Genomic DNA, 18,143 nt, shown 5'->3' on the forward strand with positions numbered 1-18,143 from the left:
GTCCGTGAAGGCCTCCTTGAGGGACTCTGGGTCCCTCAAGGAGGCCTTCACGGACCTGGAACACAGGGCGCGGCGTGCGCGAAGGCGTGATTCGTGTGCTCAGGCACGTGACTCGCGTGACTGGAAGCCGCACTCGGGGTGTTCCGCCTCTGATCACGCGAGTTCCGGCTTCGATCACGTGAGTGCGGTACTCGCGACGGATTGGGCAGCTGAAGTACTCGGCATGGTGTGAAGGCACTGTGACCGCTGTGCCTGCTTGTGCCCTGTGGGGTGCGTGGCGAGGACCTGGCATGTGATCAAGCCGGACCGAGGGGCTACCCGCGCGGGAGAGCGTTCCCTCTCCAGCGGGAGGGCCGGGCAAGCCCATCAAGGAAGGCTCGATTCCAGCCGGGAAACACCCGGTACTGGAGGGAAAGCCATGAAGCTCAAGGCCAAGATCGCCGCCGTCGCAGTGCTCGCCGTCGCCGCGGGAACGCTGGGGGCGACCCAGGCGACGGCGGCGCAGGCCCCGCCGTCCGGCTCGGTCGTCCTCGGCTCGGCGGGCGGTCCGCTGACGTTTCCGGGCTACGAAGGCGATCCGGTCCGGTTCGACTTCGCGGCCTTCGGCGATCCCGGGAAGTCTTCCGGGCGGTTCCACGTGAATCATCTGACCAAGGACGGGAAGCCCTTCGCCGATTTCGAAGGCAAGGTCGACTGCGTCTCGCGTGACGGCGACCTCGCGATCCTGACCGGCGTGATCGAACGCGCCGACATCCCCGCGCTCCCGGTGAACCTGGTCGGGCGCCGGGTCGGTTTCTCGGTGCGGGACGTGCCGGGCGGGCACGACCGGATCGGCTGGAGCTGGGCCGTCGGTGGCTTCGACCAGGACGTTCTGCGCTGCACGGCCCCGATCCCGTTCTTCGAAACGAGCACGGGCGGCTACCTCGTGCGCTGAATCGGCTTGACCCTCTCGCCACGGGAGGGTCGAGTCTTGGCCGCATGAAGAATCGGACCGTGTACCGGGCGGAGGACGGCGAGCACGTCGGCTACGTCGTCCCCGCGCCGGAAACCCGTTGGCAGGCACTGACCGTTTTCGGCTACCCGCTCGGCGGGCCCGCCGCCTTCGACGACTCCGTCGCGTTGCTGGAGGCGGAGGGCCTGGCCATCCTCGCCGAGCGCTGGTCGGTCAGGCACGGCGAAGACTGGTTCACCTGCAGGCTGGTCGAAACCTCGCCCGAAGCCGTCGTCGTGCGGATCGAAGACTTCGGGGCCGAGGACTTCGGCAAGCACATCAGGCTCGAACGTCCTGGGCCTGAGGTGTTGAAGCGGGCTTGACCGCGCGTAGGTCGGGGGCGCCGTCGAGGAATCCGCCGATCGGATCGTCGTCCCCGGCGGCGCGGACCGGGTCTTTGCGTGGCTGGTGGATGTCGCGGATCACCAGCGCGCAAAGGCCGACCACCGCCAGGTCGCGGACCACGACGGCGCCCAGGAACCAGTCCTGGGGCAGGCCTTTGTTGTCGACGCCGAGGTAGTACATCATCCGCGGCGCCCAGACCAGCGCGTCGAGGATCATCCAGCCGAGCAGCAGCCGCCAGCGCGGGATCGCGAGTACCGCCAGCGGAACCAGCCACAGCGAGTACTGCGGGCTCCACACCTTGTTGGTCAGCAGGAACGCGGCCACCACGAGGAACGCGAGCTGGCCGAACCGCGGACGGCGTGGCGCCTTCAGCGTGACGTAGCCGATGCCGGCGCAGGCGGCGAGGAACAGCACCGCGACGACGGCGTTGAGCACGACCGGTGTCTCGCCCGTGGCGAGTTTCCCGTCGAATCCGGCCCAGCCGGAAAGGTGGGAGATCACGTTGTAGAGCGAGTCCGGGTCCATCGGACGTGCCGCGTTGAGCCGGAAGAACTCCCACCAGCCGGTCGGCGCGGCGAGCGCGAACGGGACGTTGACCACGACGAACGTCGCCACGGCGAGCCCGGCGGCGAGCGCCCACTGTTTGACCTTGCCCGCGCGCAGGCACAGGAAGAACAACGGGATGAGCAGGAGCAGCGGATACAGTTTCGCCGCCGCGCCGAGCCCGAGCAGGAAGCCCGCGACCTCGGGCCGTCGCCGCGCCCACGCGAGCAGCGCGGTCGCGGTGAACGCGGTCGCGATGGCGTCGAAGTTGGTGAAGACGTGCACCAGCACCAGCGGTGAGATCGCGACCAGGGCGGCGTCCCACGGGCGGCGTTTCAGCGATCGGCCGGTCGCCCACACCGTGACCAGCCAGGCCAGCGCGAGCCACAGTGCCGAGATGTTGAAGTACACGGCCACCGGGAGCGCACTGGGCAGCCAGCCCGCTTCCGCGACCGAGAGCCAGGCTTCGGTGAGCTTCGCGTTGATCCACTGGAACAGCCCGGTCGCCACCGGGTACTCCATGTACCGCGTGGTCTCCTTCGCCGTTCCCGCGTTTTCGGTCCACGAAGTCACGTACGGGAAGGTGTCGGAGTTGTTCAGCCGCTCGGAACTGTAGAGCGGGATGATGTCCGAGTAGCACATCGCGACGAACGGGCGGCCCGCCCGCCAGTCGAGCTGATGGGTGCCGGAGTCGTCGGTGTACTGCTGGATGCACGACGCCTTGCCGAACCACGAGAGCACCAACGCGAGGCAAGCCAGCAGCAGCCCGACCCGCTGCGGCGACCAGAACCAGTGCCGCCCCACGGCCGCGTGCTCGCCGAGCGGGCCGCCGATCGGGCGGGTGGCCGCGGCCACGAGCGGTTCGTTCCAGCTCGGGATGACCCGCTCGCCGGGGGTGAGGGAGAGCGGAGCCTCGGGCTGGGTCGTCTGGTCGGACACGTGGCGGATGTTAGCGCCTATCCGGGTGACCACCCGGTGATGTCGCCGCTCTCGTAGAACCCGGTCGGCGATCTACTGGTGTCCGCAGGCCCATTTCCAGGTGGCGTCCCCGTAGGCCTTGGCCGCGGTATCGGGGTCCTTGCCGCGGGCCGGCATCGCTGTCCGATCGGCCATTTCAGGTGTCAGAACGGTGCGGGCGAGTCCGCTGATCGCGAGCGCGGATCCCGCGCTGCAGAAATTCTTCGCCGACTCGAACATCTCGTCGTAAGTGTGCGGGGAGTTCGGTACGAAACCCGCGCTCTTCATCGCGCCCGTCCATTCGGCCTTGGGATCGGGCGGGGACACGGCGGTGCCGCATCCGGACAGCAGAACCCCGCAGGTCACGGTGATGGTCGCGATGATCGCCCTGGCGCGCAACTGACTCCCTTTGCTCCCGAATGTCGATGCAAGGTCGTCACGGGAGCTTCGTCTGTTACAAGCCAGTTCCTAGGTGATGTCGCCGCTCTCGTAGAACCCGGCCAGCACCTCCGCCGCCGCGCCGAACGCCACGACGTCGTCGCCCATCTCGTCGAGATCGACCTGGATCCGTTGCCAGTGCGGCAAAGGCAGGAGTTCCCGCAGCCGCGCCGCGACGGTGTCGCGGTACACCTCGGGTGCCGCGCGGACCGACCGTCCGGTCAGCACGACACGTTCGAGATCGAGCACCTGGACGAGGTCGGCGAGCCCGATCGCCAGCAGGCCCGCCGCCTCTTCCGTGGTCGCCGCCGCGTTGTGCAGCACCTCCACGCAGCCACGGCGGCCGCACGCGCAGCGCGGTCCGTCGAAGGCGAGCGTCGTATGCCCGAACTCGCCGGCGTTGGTCCGCGGCCCGCGGTACAGCCTGCCGTCGATCAGCAGGCCGACGCCGATCCCGGTGCCGACGAGCACGACGGCGGTCGCGGCCTGGTCGCCCTCCGGCCAGTGCTGCGCGAAGGCGGCCGCGTTGGTGTTCTTGTCGAGCCGCACGGGCAGTCCGGTGCGTTTCGCGAGCAGGTCGCGCAGGGGCACGTGGTGCCAGCCCGGCATGTTCGTGGCGTCTCGGACCACTCCTTCGTGGTGATCGAGCGGGCCGACGCTGCCGACGCCGAGGCCGAGGACACCCTCGACGCCGTCGAGTAGCGCTTCGGTTGCTTCGCCGAGGGCGGAAACGGCCTGGTCGGGGGTGAATCCCGGGGGCAGCGGCCCGCCGCGCGACGCGATGATCTTCCCGGTCAGGTCGGTCATGACCACCCGGAAGGAGTCCCGGTCGAGCTGGGCGCCGAGCGCGTGCCGGGCGTTCGCGCGGACGCGCAGCAGGGTGCGTGGCTTGCCGACACCCGACGCGGGCTGGCGTTCTTCGTCCAGCAGGCCGGCTTCGAGCAGTTCGGGGACGATCTTCGAGACGGCCTGCTGGGTGAGCCGGGTGCGCTCGGCGAGTTCGACACGGCTCAGACCGCCCGCGCGCAGGATGTGCGTGAGCAGCAGTGTCCGATTGTGCTGGCGCAGGCCGCGCAGATTGACCCCGGTCTCCGGCATAGCGCGCATCCTGCCATGACTGGCTGATTACGCAACACTGTTGTTTAATGGGGTCATGGCTGACTTGCGAGTGGGGATCTTCGGATACGGCACCGGCGGACGCGTCTTCCACGCGCCGCTGGTCGACGCGACACCGGGGCTGACCCCGGCCGCCATCGTCACCTCGAACCCGGATCGGGTCGCGCAGGCACGCGCCGACCACCCGGCCGCCGACGTACTGCCGGACGCGGACGCGCTGTTCGCGAAGGCCGGCGAGTTGGACCTGGTCGTCGTCAGCACGCCGAACCGCACGCACGTTCCGCTGGCGCTTCGGGCGATCGAGGCGGGTCTGCCTGTCGTCGTCGACAAGCCCTTCGCGCCGACAGCGGCCGAAGCGGCGAAGGTCGTCGAAGCCGCGAAGGCCAAGGGTGTCGGGCTGACGGTGTTCCAGAACCGCCGATTCGACTCGGACTTCCTCACCGTCCGGAAGGTCCTCGACGAGGGCCGTCTCGGCGACGTCTTCCGCTTCGAGTCACGCTACGACCGCTGGGTGCCGAAACCGCGGGACAACTGGCGCGAGTTCGGCGACCCCGCCGAGGCGGGCGGGCTCCTCTACGACCTCGGCGCGCATATCGTCGACCAGGCGCTGCAGCTGTTCGGCCCGGTCTCCGAGGTCTACGCGGAGGTCGACAGGCGCCGCGCCGGGGTGTCGGTCGACGACGACGCCTTCGTCGCGCTTCGACACACCAACGGCGTGCGGTCGCACCTGTGGGCGTCCGCGCTCGCGGGCACCCGGAACCCGCGATTCCGCGTGCTCGGCGACAAGGCGACCTTCACCAAGTACGGCCTCGACGTCCAGGAGCCGCAGATCAAGGACGGGCTGCGGCCCGGCGACCCCGGCTGGGGCGTCGAACCGGAGTCGGACGCCGGCGTGCTCGGCGTGAACGACGACGTCGAGACCGTGCCCACCGAGGTCGGGCGCTACGAGGACTTCTACGCGCAGGTGCGCGACGCGCTGCTCGGCAAGGGCGGCTTCCCGGTCGATCCCGCCTCCGCCGTGGAGACGCTCCGGGTCATCGAAGCCGCCCACCTCGCGGGTGCCGAACGGCGCGTCGTCACCCTCTAGCTATTCGGTATCGCCTCTGCCGCCCCGGCCCGGCGGACCTCCGTTGCCGCCCTCTTCGTTGTTCTCACTGGACGAAGGCGGGTTCTTCGAGCTCGAAGGCGGATCCTCTTCGTTCCGCGAAGACGAGGATCCGGTCGACGGACCCGTCGACGGCGTGCCGGTCTCGGTCGAACCCTCGTCGTCGTCCGGCGGGGTCTGCGTCGACGGGACGGTGTTGCTGTCGTCCCCGCCGATGATCTTGACCTTGTCGAAGCGCTCCCCCGGTTTCCCGTTCAGGTACAGGGAAAGGAACTTCTGCCAGATCGGCCCGGCGATCGTCGAACCGAAGATCGACTTGCCGTTCTTGCCCTTCAGCGCCTTGTCGCCGTCGCCACCGACCCACACCGCGGCCGAGATCGACGGCGTGTAGCCGACCATCCAGGTTTGCGAGTTGGCGTCCTTCGCCGACGCGGGCTCGCCCGGCCGGTAGGTGTGCTGCTGGGTCCCGGTCTTGCCGGCGCACTCGTGGTTGTTGGGGCACTTGAGCTTCGAGAACGGGATGACACCCTTGAGCGACTCGGTGACGTTGCCGGCGATCTGCTTGCTCTTGTCGGAGTCGTCGGCGAACGCCGGCTTCGCCTCTTCCGGAGCCGAGTACGCGGCCTCGTCCTGCGAGTTGGTCACCTTGACGATGAAGTGCTTGTCACGGCGCTGGCCGTCGCCCGCGAAGGTGGCGTACGCGGCGGCCATGTCCTCCGGGGTGATGACCGTCTTGCCACCGCCGAGCGCGATGTTGTTGTCGGCGAACAGTTCGGAGTTGCCGTCCGGGGCGGGTTTCACCCCGGCGTCCTTGGCGGCCTGCGCCACCGGCCCGGGTTTGGTCACGTTCACGACCATGTCGTAGAACACCGTGTTGGCCGACCGCTGCATCGCCTCGGACACCGTGCACTGCTGCGAACAGGTGCTGCCGGGGCCGGCGTTCCGGATCGTCTGCTTCCCGAACTGCCGGTTGTTGGAGCCGTCGAACGTCGAGTTGATGCCACCCTTGCCGAGCTGCATGTACGCGGTGAGGTCGAACGGCTTCATCGACGACCCGGGGTTCTGCGGTGTGTTCGCCCAGTCGCGGCCCTTCTGGTCCTTGCCGTTGGGCCCCTTCACGATGGACGGGCCACCGTAGTACGCCTTCACGCCGCCGGTCTTGGGGTCGATCGCGACGAGCGCGTTGAGCAGGTTCTCGTCGGTCTGGCCCTTCATCCCGTCGGCGACCGCCTGCTCGGCCGCGGCCTGCGCCTTCGGGTCGATGGTCGTGTAGACCTTGTAGCCGCCCCGGTAGTAGACGTCGTCGGTGATGCCGTTCGCGGCGAGCTCTTCCTTGACCTTGTCGCGGATGAACGGGTTGACCACCCCGGCCTGCTGCTTGTCCTCCTGCGGGATCGGCGTCGGGAACTGCAGGTTCGCGCGGTCGGCGGCGGAGAGGAAACCGTTCTGCACCATCCGGTTCAGCGCGACGGTCCAGCGTTCGTTCGCGACCTTCGGGTTCTCCGAGCGGCCCGGCTGCTGGATGAGACCCGCGAGCAGTGCCGCCTCGGAGGCGTTGAGTTCGCCCGCGGGCTTGCCGAAGAACGACTGCGCGGCCGACTCGATGCCGTACGCGCCGCGCCCGAAGTAGATGATGTTCAGGTACGCCGTGATGATGTCCTTCTTCTCGTACGTCTGGTTCATCTTGAAGGACTTGGCGAGTTCGGTCCATTTGCGCGCGAGCGACGATTCGTCGTCCCCGCTGGCGACCTTGATGTACTGCTGGGAGATGGTCGAACCACCGCCCTTGCCCGCGGTCACCTGGTTGTAGACCGCGCGCAGGATGCCGCCGATGTCGAAACCGGAGTTGGTCTCGAAGGACGCGTCCTCGGTGGCGATGACGGCCTTCTTGACGATGTCCGGGATCTGCTCCGGCGTCAGGATGTGCCGGTTGCCGCCCTTGGGGACGTCCTTGCCCATCTCGGTGTTGTCGGCGTAGTAGTACGTCACCGCCTGGCCCTGCGTCGCCGCGACGGACTGCGGCGAAGGCACGTCGACGGCGAAGTAGGTGATCACGAACGCGATCGCCGGGATGACGACGAAGAGGCAGAACAGCGCGAGCAGCACCCGCCTGATGCGTCTCCACCGGCGCTTCTTGCGCTGGGCAGGGGTGAGGACCGGCTTCCCGTTCTCGTCGGTCTCCGGGCCGTACTGCTCGTCCTCGTACGGCTCGTCGTAGCCGCGGTCGGCGGTGCCGTTGTGCTCGTGATGCGTGATGAGGTCCGGCTCGTGCTGCGGCGCGACCGGCGGCCGCTGCGGACGACGCGGGGGCGGCTGCTGCTGGGACGGACCCTGGCGCTGCCACGGCGCCTGCCCCTGCGGACCGGGACCCGGCCGCTGCCCGTATCCCGGGGGCGGACCGGCGGGACGACGGGGCGGTCCGGCCGGGCGTTGCGGACGACGGGCGGGGTCAGGGTCCTGACCTGGCCATCCGCCGTGGGGATCGTCGTTCACTGGGACGTCCTCCGAACCTTCCGTGGGTGAGCGCGGTCCTGCGGTCGCAGGTCTCCTTCTACTGAAGACGTATCGGATCGGTTCAGGTTCACCGATGCCACGAAAAAAGGTGTGCCGGGCACTCGCCCGGCACACCTTCCTTCACGTGCTCAGCCCGATCGTCACGGATCTTCGCCGTTCGGGAACAACGGATCCGAAGTCCCCGGCCCCGGCCTCGTCCAGCTCGGCTTCGTGGGCTTGGTCGGTTTCGTCGGCTCCGTCTCCGTCGGCTCGGTGGGAGTCGTCGGCGTCGGGGTGGTCGTCGGCGTCTCGGTCGGCGTCGGCGTCTCCGGCGGCTTCTGCGCCGTCGTCGTCGGCACGTAACGCGCGTCCTTGCCGATCGGCTTGACGCTCTCGAACTTCTCCGACGGCTTGCCGGTCATGTACCGGGACATGAAGTCTTCCCAGATCGGGCCGGCGATGGTCCGCCCGTAGACCGGTTTGTTGTTCTTGTCGTGCAGCGGCTTGTTGCCGTCGCCGCCGACCCACACCGCGGTCGAGATGCTCGGCGTGTAGCCGACCATCCAGGTCTGCGCGTTGCGATCGCGATAGCTCGCCGGGTCGCTGTCCTTGAAGTCGTACTGCTGCGTCCCGGTCTTGCCCGCGCATTCGTGCCCCTTCGGGCACTTGAGCTTCGAGTACGGGATGACCTCTTCGAGCGCGTCGGTGACGTTGCCCGCGATCTGCTTGCTCTTGGCGGCGTCGTCGCTGAAGGCGGGAGCGCCCTTGGGAGCGGTCTCGTCGAACTCGACCTCGTCCTGGGAGTTGGTCAGCTTCGCGACGAAGTGCTGCTTCTGCCGGACGCCTTCACCGGCGAAGGTGGCGAAGCCGGCCGCCATGTCCTCCGCGGTGGTGACCGTGCCACCACCGCCGAGCGCGATGTTGATGTCGGGGCTCAGCTTCGCCTTGCCGCCGTCGGCCTCCACCATCACGCCGGCTTCCTTGGCCGCCTTCGCCACCGGGTCGATCTTCGTCTCGTTGCGGACCATGTCGTAGAACACGGTGTTCGCTGAGACCTTCATCGCCTCGGCGACCGTGCACTGCGGCCCGCAGTTGGAGCTCTCGCCCGCGTTCCGGATCGTGCGGCCGTCGAACTTCCGGTTGTTGGAGCCGTCGAAGGTCTCGCCGAGACCCTTGCCCATCTTGAGGAACGCGGTCAGGTCGAAGGCCTTGAACGCCGAACCGGGGTTGTGCGGCACGTTCGCCCAGTCGATGGCCTGGACGTCCTGGCCCTGCGCGTTCTTCGTCCAGTCCGGGCCACCCCAGTACGCGACCACGCCGCCGGTCTTGGGGTCGATCGCGACCAGCGCGTTCAGGATGTTCTCGTCCGTCTGGCCCTTCATCCCCTCGGCGACGGACTCCTCGGCCATCTTCTGCGCCTTCGGGTCGATCGTCGTGGTGATCTTGTAGCCGCCCTGGTGCAGCCGGTCCTGGTCGTAACCGCGGGCTTCGAGCTCGTCGATCACCCGGTTGCGGATGTGCAGGCTCAGCGTCCCGGCGTCGTCGGCCTTCGCCTGCGCCTTCGGGATGGGCTTCGGGAAGGTCGCGCTCGCGCGTTCGCCGGCGGGCAGCCAGCCGTTCGCCACCATCTGGTCCATCACGAAGGTCCACCGCCTGGTGGCGTAAGCCTCGTTCTCGGACTTGCTCGGGCCCTGGATCAGGCCGGCGAGCAGGGCCGCCTCGGACGCGCCGAGTTCCTTGGCAGGCTTCTTGAAGTAGGCCTGCGCGGCCGCTTCGATGCCGTTCGCGCCGCGACCGAAGTAGATGGTGTTGAGGTAGGCGGTGATGATCTCCTCTTTGGACATCTGGTTGTTCATCTTGAAGGATTTCGCCAGCTCGGTCCATTTACGCGTGAGCGTCGGCGCCTCGTTGGCCGTGGCCTTCTTGATGTACTGCTGGGAGATCGTCGAACCGCCGCCCTGGCCGCCGGTGACGTTGTTGTAGACCGCGCGCAGGATGCCGCCGACGTCGAACCCGGAGTTGGTCTCGAACGACGAGTCCTCGGCCGCGTACACGGCCTTCTTGACCACCTCCGGGACGTCGCCCGGCTGCAGGAGGTACCGGCTTCCGCCGCTGGCTGGCGCGATCTTGCCCATCGGGCTGCCGTCCGAGTACATCAGCGTGATCGGCTGGCTCTGCAGGCTCGCGACGCTTTCCTGCGACGGGACGTCCACCAGGAAGTAGGTGATGACGAACGCGATCGCGGGCACCACGACGAAGAGACCGAACATCGCGTAGAGGACCCGGCGGATGATCCGCCAGCGGCGCTTCTTGCGCTGCTTCGGCGTGAGGACCTTCTTCTTGTCGTCTTCTCCGTCTTCGGCCGGCGCTCCGTCGTCCACGTCGTAGCCGTCTTCGCCCTCGGCGCCGAGCGCGGTGCTTTCGTGACGATCGTCATAGCGATCGTCGTACGGGTCGTAGCCGTACGGGTCTTCGGTGCCGTTGTGCGCGTGATGCGTGATGAGCTCGGGCTCGCGCTCGTACGGTTCCGGCTCGACCGGCCGGACCATCGCGGTCGCCTGGTCGGCCGGGGCCGGAGGACGGCGGTTGCCGGGCGGGGGCGGCGGCGGGCGATGCCCGGCGGCACCCTGGCGGGACCGCTGGTCACCGGCGGGGCCTCGCGCTCCCGGCGGCGGGGGTCCCTGCCTGCGCGGGGGCATGCCGTTGGAACGACGCGGGGCCGCGGGACGGCGCGGCTCGTTGTCGGAGGGCCACTCCGGGCCGCCGGCGTCGCCGCCCGGCCACTGCGGCTCGTTCGCGGACCGTGGCGCGGCCGAGCGGGGGGTGCCGTTCGGGGGTGTCCGGCGCTGGGGGCGGCGCGGCGGTTCTTCGCTCGGCCAGCCTGGTTCGTCGGCTTCGCCCGGCCATTGGGCACGGCGAGGTGCATCAGGCTCCTGGCCAGGCCAGGAGCGCTTGCGGTCGTCGTTCACGAATGGGCCTCCCAGACCGGCGCTTCGGGGGACGCCGCTCTGTGGTCAACTGCGTTTTCGATACCTGTCACTGACCCGCTGTCCTCTGCGACCGGGTCCGTGGCCGGGTGGTTCCCGGTTCTCCTGTTCCGAGGACGTAGGACCGCACCAAGTGGTTCCAGTGACAGCTCTGGCAGACCTCGACCTCGTAGACGGTGAACTCCGCGAAGAGCCCGTCCATCCGCGTCAGTTCCTCCGGTGTCTTGGCCGATCCGGCGGCGTGCTTGAGCTCGTCGCCGTACACCCAGGACACCAGGGTCAGTTGCTCCCGGTGGCAGACCGGGCAGTCCTGCTCGCCTGGTCGGCCGTGGAATTTCGCGGCCCGCAGCAGGTACGGCCCCGCGTCGCAGACGTCGTATGTGCCGACCCGTCCGGAGTGGACGCCCTTGAGCAGCGCGCGCCGCTGTAAGGCGTAGTCCACGACCTGCCGCTGGTTTCGCACGCCAACAGAGTACGGGCTCTTGCTGTGTGGTCCACGTCCCGTTCTCGGGGAGACGGTCCGCGCACGGTCGGACACGCCGACGATTCGATAACTCTCCGGTGAATTTCGCCCGGATCCGCCCGCGCTCGATCGGGTTAGCTACGCCACTTCGATGTATCGGCGCGATATAGTGGGCCGGTAGGTTGACCGAGCCGGTCACGGTGGCCAACGCGACCGGTCGCGGTTTGTTCCCGGAAGGGGGTGCGGTGTGCTCGAGCTCGCGATCTTGGGGCTGCTGCACGAGACCCCCATGCACGGTTACGTGCTGCGCAAACGTTTGCATGAGACGCTCGGGATGTTCCGGACGTTCTCGTACGGCTCGCTGTACCCGACCTTGCGCCGGTTGCTTCGCGCCGGTTACCTCGTCGAGGAGCTCGAAGAGGTGGAAGACCGGGCGTGGGCACGCCGGGGCAAGCGGGTGTACAAGCTCACCGCCGAGGGCAAGGAACGGTTCGCCGAACTGCTCGGCGACGCCGGGCCGCAGACGTGGGACGACGAAGGCTTCGGCGTCCACCTGGCGTTCTTTTCGAGGACACCGGCCGACGTCAGGATGCGAATCCTGGAAGGCCGTCGTCGTCGGGTCGAGGAACGCCGAGAAGGACTTCGGACGGCAATGGCGCGGGCCGAGGAGAAGATCGACCGCTACACCCGTGAGCTGCACCGGCTCGGGCTGGAGTCCAGTGAACGGGAGGTGCGCTGGCTCAACGAGCTGATCGCGCACGAACAGGCCGAGCAGCGCGGACCGGAGACCTGAGGCGCTCCGGCGGTCCTCGCTGCGCATTACCTACAACTGTTGGACTAATGAAGGAGAAACCGGCATGGGCGAGAACCGCCGCGTTCGGGTGGCCATCGTGGGCGTCGGCAACTGTGCGGCCTCACTGGTCCAGGGCGTTCAGTACTACCGCGACGCGGATGCCGGCACCCGCGTGCCCGGGTTGATGCACGTCGTGTTCGGCGAGTACCACGTCCGCGACATCGAGTTCGTCGCCGCGTTCGACGTGGACGCCAAGAAGGTCAACCGTGACCTGTCCGAGGCGATCTTCGCCAGCGAGAACAACACCATCAAGATCGCCGACGTGCCGCCGCTGGGCGTCACCGTGCAGCGCGGTCACACCTACGACGGTCTCGGCCGCTTCTACCGCGAGACCATCGAGGAGTCCGACGAGACTCCGGTCGACGTCGTCGCCGCGTTGCGCGAGGCCGAGGTCGACGTGCTCGTCTCCTACCTGCCGGTGGGTTCCGAAGAGGCCGACAAGTTCTACGCGCAGGCGTGCATCGACGCCGGTGTGGCGTTCGTCAACGCGCTGCCGGTGTTCATCGCCTCCGACCCGGAGTGGGCGGAGAAGTTCCGCGCGGCCGGCGTCCCGATCGTCGGTGACGACATCAAGTCCCAGGTCGGCGCCACCATCACGCACCGCGTGCTGGCGAAGCTGTTCGAAGACCGCGGCGTCCAGCTCGACCGGACGATGCAGCTCAACGTGGGCGGGAACATGGACTTCCTGAACATGAAGGAGCTGGAGCGGCTCGAGTCGAAGAAGATCTCGAAGACCCAGTCGGTCACCTCGCAGGTCGACCGCGAGCTCGGCAAGGGCAACGTCCACATCGGTCCGTCCGACTACGTGCAGTGGCTCGACGACCGCAAGTGGGCCTACGTCCGGCTCGAAGGTCGCGCCTTCGGCGACGTGCCGCTGAACCTGGAGTACAAGCTCGAGGTGTGGGACTCGCCGAACTCGGCGGGCATCATCATCGACGCCGTGCGCGCCGCGAAGATCGCGAAGGACCGCGGCATCGGCGGCCCGATCCTCTCGGCTTCCTCGTACTTCATGAAGTCGCCGCCGGAGCAGTACGACGACGCGACGGCCCGCGACGAGGTGGAGAAGTTCATCGCCGGCGAGGCGTGACCTCTCCCGTAGCGCGCTAGGAACGGTCCTTTCCTTGCAAAATTTGCAAGGAAAGGACCGTTCCTAGCATTCGAGGGGCCGCTTAAACCGCTTCAGTCCTCCTGAAGCGCCGACGGCAGGTCCGTGATCACCGGCACCACCGTCGTCTGCTCCAGCACCGCCGGATCCGGCGGGAAATGCGGATTCGGCACCGCGTATACCGTCATCCCCGCCGCCAGCGCCGCGCGCAGCCCGTTCGTGGTGTCCTCCACGGCCGCGCAGTTCTTCGGCTCCGCGCCCAGCAGCTCGGCCGCCTTCAGATACACATCCGGCGCCGGCTTCCCCGCGCCGACCTGCTCCGACGAGACCGCCGTCGGCACCGGCAGCCGCGTGATGTCCAGGAACGCCTTGATCAGCAGCGGCGGCGAAGAGCTCGCGATCGCCACCGGCCAGTGCTTCGCGACCTCGCGAACGACACCCGGCGCGCCCGGGATGATCGGCGGCTTCTCCGCGTACCGCCGCGCCATCCGCTCGATCACCAGCTGCGCGACGTCCGAGGGCCGGAGCTGGACGCCGAGGTCGTGCGCCAGGTAGGCGGCCCATTCCGGGGTGCTCATCCCCTGCATGGCCCTGGTCGATTCCTCCCGCCAGGTGCCGTGGAACTCGTGGACGACCGCCCGGCGGACCTCGTCCCACATTTTTTCCGAATCCACCAGGACACCGTCGAGATCGAAGATCACCGCTTCCACGCCCTCAACCCTAGGCGCTGGAAACCTGTGCGGCAGATTACTTAGCCATGCTCAGTAATTTTAGTTAGCATGGCTAAGTGACCACGAAAGTCGCCGATCTCGCCCACCGGCTCCGCCCGCTGGTGTTCCGGCTGTACTACCTCGTCCGCCGGGAGACGCCGCAGGTGCAGCTCACCCTCACGCAGGGTTCGGTGCTGTCGGAGCTGCTCAACGGCGGTCCGCGCCGGATGAGCACGCTCGCCGACCTGGAGCGGGTCCGGATGCCGACGATGACCGACGTCGTCCGCCGTCTCGAACGGCTGGGCCTGGTCAGCCGCCGCCGCGATCCCGCCGACGGCCGGGCCGTGCTCGTCGAGGTCACCGAGGTCGGGCAGCGCTTCCACCGTCAGTTGATCGTCGCGAGGGAGGAGTTCCTCCGTGAGCGGCTCCTCGAACTCGACGAGACCGACCGCTCCGCGATCGAAGCCGCGCTCCCCGCCCTCACCAAGTTGCTGCACGAAGACAAGAAGGAGGAACTGATCCGCGATGAGCGCTGAGCCCCACTCGAGCCTGTTGGACGCCGTCAAAGGACAGCCCAAACAGGTATGGATCACCGCGTTCGCCGCGGTCATCGCGTTCATGGGCATCGGGCTGGTCGACCCGATCCTGCTGTCGATCGCGGAAGGCCTGAAGGCGACGCCGTCCGAAGTGACGCTGCTGTTCTCCAGCTACCTCGGCGTCCAGGCGGTCGCCATGCTGGTGACCGGCGCGATGACCGCCCGGTTCGGGGCCAAGCGGACCGTGGTCGTCGGGCTGACGCTGGTCGTCGTCGCCACCGCGCTGTGCGCCGCGTCCGGGTCGATCGAGCAGCTCATCGGACTGCGCGCGATCTGGGGGCTCGGCAACGCCTTCTTCATCGCGACCGCGCTTTCGGTGATCGTCGGCGCCGCGACCGGCGGCCAGGCGGGCGCGATCCTGCTGTACGAAGCCGCGCTCGGGGTCGGCCTCGCGGTCGGCCCGCTGCTGGGCGCCCTGCTCGGCAGCATCTCCTGGCGTGGTCCGTTCCTCGGCACCTCGCTGCTGATGCTGTGCGGTCTCGTGCTCTGCTCGATCTTCCTGACCGGTGACGCGAAGGAGAAGCGGCCGAAGATCCGCCTGCTCGACCCGTTCCGCGCGCTCAAGCACGGCGGGCTGCTGCGCACGTCGATCGGTTCCGCGCTCTACACGGCCGCGTTCTTCGTGGTGCTGGCCTGGTCGCCGTTCGTGCTGGAGTGGAGCGCCGTCGCCGTCGGCCTGATCTTCTGCGGCTGGGGCCTTTCGGTCGCCGTCGCGGGGGTGGTGCTGGCGCCGAAACTCGCCGCGAAGCTCGGTGAACGGCACGCGACCGTGGTCGCCGTCTTCGGGTACGCCGTGTTGCTGCTGATCATGGCGATCCCGAGCAAGCCGGTGCTGGTCGTCGGCATCATCCTGTCCGGTCTGGTGTCCGGCCTGCTCAACACGCTCTTCACCGGCACGGCCATGTCGATCAGCGGCGCCCCGCGTCCGGTCGCGAGCGCCGGGTACAACTTCTGCCGCTGGCTCGGCGGCGCGGTCGCCGCGACCGTCGTCGGTCACCTGGCCGAGTGGTTCGGCGCGAAGCAGGCGCCGTTCGTGATCGCCGCGGTCCTGTGCGTGCTCGCCGGAGCGCTGCTGACGATCCGCGAGAAGACCGCCGACCCGCACACGATCCCGGCCGAAGCGGTCCTCGTCGGCGAAGAGATGTGAATCGGAACAAAAGGTGAACACCGGACCAACGAGGGGTTTCCTCCCGTTGGTCCGGTGCCTTAGCGTCGACCTCCCGAACTGCAGATGCGGAGGTCCGCGTGAAGTTCCTTCCGTTACTGGCCGGCCACTCACCAAGCCGGGCGTCAGTGACTTGTACCTATCGCTGTGGCGACGCGTGCTTCCACGACGCGCCGAACACGTCGGACAACCCCACCTTCGCCGACGTGCTCGGCGCGGTGAGCCGCCGTGGCGCGCTGAAGGCGACGGCCGTCGTCGCATTGGCCGCCGGGACGCCGCTCGCGCTCGCGGCGCCGGCGTCCGCCGCTCCCGAGGGGCGGCCGAAACCGCCACCCGGCACCGACTACAAACGCGTTCAGCCGAACACGCTCGACGCCGTCGTGGTGCCCGAGGGCTACGAGCAGGGCATCGTGATCCGCTGGGGTGACGCGGTGCTGCCCGGCGCACCGGAATTCGACTTCGACCACCAGACCGCCGAGGCGCAGGCGAAGCAGTTCGGCTACAACTGCGACTTCGCCGCGCTGTTACCGCTCGACCACTCGGGCCTCACTTCCCTCCTGGTCACGAACCACGAGTACACCTCGGAAGAGTTCATGTTCCGCGGTTACGACAAGGACAACCCGACCGAGGAACAGGTCAAGATCGCGTGGGCGGCCCACGGGCTGACCGTCGTCCAGGTGTCGCGCGGACGCGACACCGGGCACCTGCGGCCGAAGATGTCCCGCTACAACCGGCGGATCACGTTGCACACGCCGTTCAAGGTGACCGGCCCCGCCGCGGGCAGCGACCTGCTCAAGACCGCCGCCGACCCCACCGGCACGGTGGTACTGGGCACGATGAACAACTGCGCGGGCGGCGTCACGCCGTGGGGCACGATCCTGTCCGGCGAGGAGAACATCAACCAGTACTTCGGGAACGCCGAAACGGTGACCGACCCCGTCAAGCGCAAGCGCTACGCGCGGTACGGCATCAAGGGCACCGCGACCACCCGCAAGTGGGAGCGGTTCGACGCGCGCTGGGACATCGCCAGGGAACCGAACGAGGCCCACCGCTTCGGCTGGGTGATCGAACTGGATCCGAACGATCCCGACAGCACCCCGGTCAAGCACACGCATCTCGGGCGGTTCAAGCACGAGACGGCGAACATCCGCGTCGCCAAGGACGGCCGTGTGGTCGCGTACTCCGGTGACGACGAGCGCTTCGAGTACATCTACAAGTTCATCTCCAAGGGGCGCATGAAGCCGGGCGACAGCGCGCATGCCCGGCGCCACAACATGACCCTGCTCGACGACGGCACGCTCTACGTCGGCCGGTTCACCGGCGACAGCCCGGTCTCCGAGATCGACGGCACCGGGAAACTGCCCAGTGACGGCGAATTCGACGGCGGTGGCGAGTGGATCCCGCTGGCGTCCGGGAACAAGTCCTTTGTGGACGGAATGACCGCCGAAGAGGTGTACGTCTTCACTCGCGAGGCGGCCGACCGGGTGGGCGCCACGAAGATGGACCGTCCCGAGGACATCCAGGCCCATCCGTACACCGGCCGGATCTATTGCGCGCTCAGCAACAACGTCGAGCGCGGCAACCCCGGCAAGGAGGGCGCCACCGAGCCCAACCCGCGGCTGAACAACAAGCACGGCCAGGTGCTGGAGCTCGAAGAACGGCGTGGGGACGCGCTCGCACTCACGTTCAGCTGGCGGCTCTTCCTCGTGTGCGGCGACCCGGCCTCGCCGGACACCTACTTCGCCGGCTTCCCCAAGGATCAGGTCTCGCCGATCTCCAGCCCGGACAACGTGGCCTTCGACCGGCACGGCAACCTCTGGATCTCCACCGACTCGGCGGGCGCCCTCGGCATCAACGACGGCCTCTACTCGGTGCCGCTGGAGGGCCGCAACCGCGGCGAGCTGAAGCTGTTCCTCACCGTGCCCCGCGGCGCGGAGACCTGCGGTCCGATCGTCGAGCGGAAGATCGTCACGGTCTGTGTCCAGCATCCGGGTGAAGTCGACGGCGCGAACGCCGACAAACCGGCCTCCCATTGGCCGGACGGCGGCGAAAACCAGCCCCGTCCCTCGGTGGTGGCGGTCTGGAAACCGGGCAGGCACGGGCTGTCCGACATCGGCTCCTAGTCGAAAAGCAACGATCTAGCAGTACTTTTGGTCGATGGCGCGCTGCCGGGTCCGGCAGCGCGCCATCGCTCGTTCGCGCGCTGTTCATCTTCTGGCCAGGGCCGGATCGTTTTGGTCGCTTACCGTCACGACGTTCCCCCGACTGGACTACGT

General features: G+C 68.2%; 15 protein-coding genes. 8 read left to right on the top strand and 7 right to left on the bottom strand.

Going from position 1 to position 18,143, the window contains the following annotated elements:
- The first annotated feature begins 418 nt into the window (after positions 1–418).
- A complete protein-coding gene (locus ED92_RS06605) occupies positions 419–934 on the top strand; it encodes a hypothetical protein (RefSeq protein WP_037334156.1) in 516 nt (171 codons plus the stop codon).
- A gap of 44 nt (positions 935–978) precedes the next feature.
- On the top strand, positions 979–1,314 hold the full coding sequence (locus ED92_RS06610) for a hypothetical protein (protein WP_037334159.1): 336 nt from the start codon (positions 979–981) through the stop codon (positions 1,312–1,314).
- Here the strand turns inward: ED92_RS06610 and ED92_RS06615 are convergent.
- From ED92_RS06615 to ED92_RS06625, 3 genes are all read right to left on the bottom strand, one after another.
- Complete coding sequence (locus ED92_RS06615; protein WP_037334162.1) at positions 1,271–2,818, bottom strand: glycosyltransferase family 87 protein; 1,548 nt, start codon at positions 2,816–2,818, stop codon at positions 1,271–1,273. The genes ED92_RS06610 and ED92_RS06615 overlap by 44 nt on opposite strands.
- Before the next feature lie 72 nt (positions 2,819–2,890).
- Positions 2,891–3,235: a hypothetical protein gene (locus tag ED92_RS06620; protein WP_037334165.1), complete on the bottom strand. Its 345-nt coding sequence runs from the start codon at positions 3,233–3,235 to the stop codon at positions 2,891–2,893.
- 69 nt (positions 3,236–3,304) lie between these two features.
- Positions 3,305–4,372 carry an ROK family transcriptional regulator gene (locus tag ED92_RS06625; protein WP_037334168.1) on the bottom strand — a complete coding sequence of 356 codons (1,068 nt, stop codon included), beginning with the start codon at positions 4,370–4,372 and terminating at the stop codon, positions 3,305–3,307.
- A gap of 55 nt (positions 4,373–4,427) precedes the next feature.
- On the opposite strand from ED92_RS06625, the gene ED92_RS06630 reads away from it, so the two are divergent.
- Positions 4,428–5,477, top strand: a complete 1,050-nt coding sequence (locus tag ED92_RS06630; protein ID WP_152610835.1) for a Gfo/Idh/MocA family oxidoreductase — start codon at positions 4,428–4,430, stop codon at positions 5,475–5,477.
- On the opposite strand, the gene ED92_RS06635 is transcribed toward ED92_RS06630, so the two are convergent.
- The 3 genes from ED92_RS06635 to ED92_RS06645 all read right to left on the bottom strand — a co-directional run bounded on the left by ED92_RS06635 (position 5,478) and on the right by ED92_RS06645 (position 11,438).
- Positions 5,478–7,988: a transglycosylase domain-containing protein gene (locus tag ED92_RS06635; protein WP_037334173.1), complete on the bottom strand. Its 2,511-nt coding sequence runs from the start codon at positions 7,986–7,988 to the stop codon at positions 5,478–5,480.
- Positions 7,989–8,149: 161 nt separating this feature from the next.
- Complete coding sequence (locus ED92_RS06640) at positions 8,150–10,537, bottom strand: transglycosylase domain-containing protein (RefSeq protein ID WP_081975710.1); 2,388 nt, start codon at positions 10,535–10,537, stop codon at positions 8,150–8,152.
- A 487-nt stretch (positions 10,538–11,024) separates the two neighbouring features.
- Entirely contained in the window at positions 11,025–11,438 is a 414-nt protein-coding gene (locus ED92_RS06645) for a DUF5318 domain-containing protein (protein WP_037334179.1), read from the bottom strand.
- 247 nt (positions 11,439–11,685) lie between these two features.
- Here ED92_RS06645 and ED92_RS06650 point away from each other — a divergent pair, with 247 nt between their 5' ends.
- Both ED92_RS06650 and ED92_RS06655 read left to right on the top strand, forming a co-directional pair.
- Entirely contained in the window at positions 11,686–12,231 is a 546-nt protein-coding gene (locus ED92_RS06650) for a PadR family transcriptional regulator (RefSeq protein ID WP_005168208.1), read from the top strand.
- A gap of 64 nt (positions 12,232–12,295) precedes the next feature.
- Positions 12,296–13,378, top strand: a complete 1,083-nt coding sequence (locus tag ED92_RS06655) for an inositol-3-phosphate synthase (protein ID WP_037334182.1) — start codon at positions 12,296–12,298, stop codon at positions 13,376–13,378.
- A gap of 92 nt (positions 13,379–13,470) precedes the next feature.
- Here the strand turns inward: ED92_RS06655 and ED92_RS06660 are convergent, their stop codons facing one another.
- Positions 13,471–14,106, bottom strand: coding sequence for an HAD family phosphatase (locus ED92_RS06660; RefSeq protein ID WP_037334185.1), 636 nt, complete (start codon positions 14,104–14,106; stop codon positions 13,471–13,473).
- 77 nt (positions 14,107–14,183) lie between these two features.
- On the opposite strand from ED92_RS06660, the gene ED92_RS06665 reads away from it, so the two are divergent.
- The 3 genes from ED92_RS06665 to ED92_RS06675 all read left to right on the top strand — a co-directional run bounded on the left by ED92_RS06665 (position 14,184) and on the right by ED92_RS06675 (position 17,990).
- Positions 14,184–14,642: a MarR family winged helix-turn-helix transcriptional regulator gene (locus tag ED92_RS06665; RefSeq protein ID WP_037334188.1), complete on the top strand. Its 459-nt coding sequence runs from the start codon at positions 14,184–14,186 to the stop codon at positions 14,640–14,642.
- Positions 14,632–15,849 carry an MFS transporter gene (locus ED92_RS06670; RefSeq protein WP_037334191.1) on the top strand — a complete coding sequence of 406 codons (1,218 nt, stop codon included), beginning with the start codon at positions 14,632–14,634 and terminating at the stop codon, positions 15,847–15,849. The genes ED92_RS06665 and ED92_RS06670 overlap by 11 nt, the downstream gene beginning before the upstream one ends.
- A gap of 98 nt (positions 15,850–15,947) precedes the next feature.
- Positions 15,948–17,990, top strand: coding sequence for a PhoX family phosphatase (locus ED92_RS06675; protein ID WP_081975711.1), 2,043 nt, complete (start codon positions 15,948–15,950; stop codon positions 17,988–17,990).
- Positions 17,991–18,143 lie beyond the last annotated feature (153 nt).

It is taken from the genome of Amycolatopsis sp. MJM2582, from assembly GCF_000754115.1.
Taxonomy (GTDB): domain Bacteria; phylum Actinomycetota; class Actinomycetes; order Mycobacteriales; family Pseudonocardiaceae; genus Amycolatopsis; species Amycolatopsis japonica.

Coding starts and splice junctions, on each gene's coding strand:
- ED92_RS06605 (WP_037334156.1), top strand. CDS start 419: ATGAAGCTCAAGGCCAAGATCGCCGCCGTCGCAGTGCTCGCCGTCGCC.
- ED92_RS06610 (WP_037334159.1), top strand. CDS start 979: ATGAAGAATCGGACCGTGTACCGGGCGGAGGACGGCGAGCACGTCGGC.
- ED92_RS06625 (WP_037334168.1), bottom strand. CDS start 4,372: ATGCCGGAGACCGGGGTCAATCTGCGCGGCCTGCGCCAGCACAATCGG.
- ED92_RS06630 (WP_152610835.1), top strand. CDS start 4,428: ATGGCTGACTTGCGAGTGGGGATCTTCGGATACGGCACCGGCGGACGC.
- ED92_RS06640 (WP_081975710.1), bottom strand. CDS start 10,537: ATGGTCCGGCCGGTCGAGCCGGAACCGTACGAGCGCGAGCCCGAGCTC.
- ED92_RS06655 (WP_037334182.1), top strand. CDS start 12,296: ATGGGCGAGAACCGCCGCGTTCGGGTGGCCATCGTGGGCGTCGGCAAC.
- ED92_RS06670 (WP_037334191.1), top strand. CDS start 14,632: ATGAGCGCTGAGCCCCACTCGAGCCTGTTGGACGCCGTCAAAGGACAG.